1 protein-coding gene is annotated in these 1,974 nt (G+C 53.8%); it reads right to left on the bottom strand.

Annotated features, from left to right (window positions below):
• Window positions 1–1,817 (bottom strand): tetratricopeptide repeat protein (locus IQ260_RS30220; RefSeq protein WP_193996743.1); only part of this gene is annotated, 1,817 nt, incomplete at its 3' end.
• Between the last annotated feature and the right edge of the window lie 157 nt (window positions 1,818–1,974).

Here is a 1,974-nt window from a genome sequence, read left to right as displayed (position 1 = left end):
GTGGATGAGCTTGTAAAGGGTAGAGCATCTGTGCTGAGAGTGTCTAGAAGTTTCTGGTAACGCTCAGCAACTAGGCTATTGTCTGGAGCAACATTGAGCAGTACTTCAAAAAACTGTAGGGCTATTTGGGGGCAGCCTGCCTGCTCTAGGGTATCGCCCTGTTTAATGGCGATGTCAATATTGTCGGGGGTGAGCGTGGCGGCGCGCTGCAGGGCTTGCCAGGCAATTGGAATTTGAGCTGCGTCCAGGGCACGCGTGCCTAACGCCAGCCAGGCTGGGGCTAGATCGGGATTTTCGGGATCTATTTCAGTAGCCTGATCCAGGGCCGCGAGGGCATAGCCGTAGTGTCCCACCGCTGTTTGGATAATGCCTGAGTTGTACCAGATCTCATAGGAGTCGGGGGCAAGCTGGGTGGCTTTTTGAGCATAGTCGCCTGCCTGCCAGAACAGGCTAGAATTCCCAGTGGCATGTAGCGCGATCGCAAAGTTAGACCACAGCTTAGCTAGAAATTTATCACTGACTAGAGTTCCGCCGGGTAGCTGCCAGTTTACCAACGTAGATTCAGCCCGCCGATAGGCTCCAACCGCTTCATCGTAGGCTCCTAAATCCAGCAAAATTGACCCCTGGTTAAACGCTGTAAATACCCGCCGTCGGTGAAAGAGAATGGGGGATTCTGGATAGGACCGATCAAAGGTTTCTGCAGCTAGCGTTTCTAAAATATCCTTCTCTTTGCTGTAGGCGGTGGCAATGGCTACGGTTGCCTCATTGAGCTGTTCTAAATACCAGAGACTCACGGCCCGATTGTTCCAGCCGCCCGGATAGTCGGGTAGTATGGCCACCGCGCGATCGGCTGACGCTAGCGCCCCTTCATAGTCACCTGTCCCCACTTGGGCGGCACTGCGTTGACTCCAGGCATAAACAGATCCCAGTCGATCCCAGTTACCATTGCCCGCTAAGGCGGCGTCGCAGACCGCCAGGGCTGTCTCAAAGTCTTCTAACTGATTGAGCACACCACACTGATGGGCCAAGGCTAGCGAATAGTCCTCTACCAGCCCAATCGCCTGTTCATAAGAGGTCAGCGCCTGGGCATATCGCCCCAGCTGTTCTAATGCTAGTCCTTGTTGAAACCAGAGTGTTTCTGCATCAGGCTGTTGGGCGAGCGCTTGCTCATAGGCAACGACCGACTCTCCTAGGGTACATCCCTGATAGCTGTTGCCAGGACCGCCAGTGTATCCTAACTCAGCAGCGATGGCACACTGGCCCGCACGAGCCATAATATTCTCGGGCTCTAATCTTAGGGCTCGACCGTAGGAGCCCAGGGCCGTTTCTAACCGCCCTGTCGTTTGTAGCGCCAGACCGTGGTAGTACCAGGCCAGGGCAGGCGAGTCGGTGCCCCAGCTACCATTGATGGCCAGGGCTTGTTCACAGGTTGCGATCGCATCGTCTAGACGCGACAGCTGGACATAGGAGGCACACTGATAGGCCAACGCCACCGACTCGCGTGGGGCCACGCTCAGCACACGATTGTAGGAACCAATCGCTTCCACATACTGCCCCAGCTCAAACAGGGCGCGGCTACGGGCCGACCACAGTTCTAGATTATCTCGCTTAGGTTTTAAGCCAATGGCTGTTTCACACGCTTCTAACGTTTTCTCATAGTCGGTGTCGTAGCTCAGCAGCACACATTGTTCAGCCCAAAAGTCGAAATCTTCTAACTCAAATTCGGTTGCTTGTGCCCAGGCGGGTGCGCCTAATGTTACCGACGCTCCCAGGGAGAGCAGCCAGTGAAACCAGTGGTGATTCAAACGGCGATTCATAGGAGACTGACTCCTAAGAGTTTGTGCTTAATTTTTCTCCCCAATCCTACGGTACTTATCTGCGGTTGACTACGAATCTAAAGCTATGTGTGCATTTTTTTAATAGGTGCGAAATTCAATGAGGTTGAGCGTGGTAACTAGGGTTGAGGTATAGAGA

It is taken from the genome of Leptolyngbya cf. ectocarpi LEGE 11479 (genome assembly GCF_015207065.1).
Classification (GTDB): Bacteria; Cyanobacteriota; Cyanobacteriia; order Phormidesmidales; family Phormidesmidaceae; genus Leptothoe; species Leptothoe ectocarpi.
This window is presented reverse-complemented; position numbering and strand designations above follow the sequence as displayed.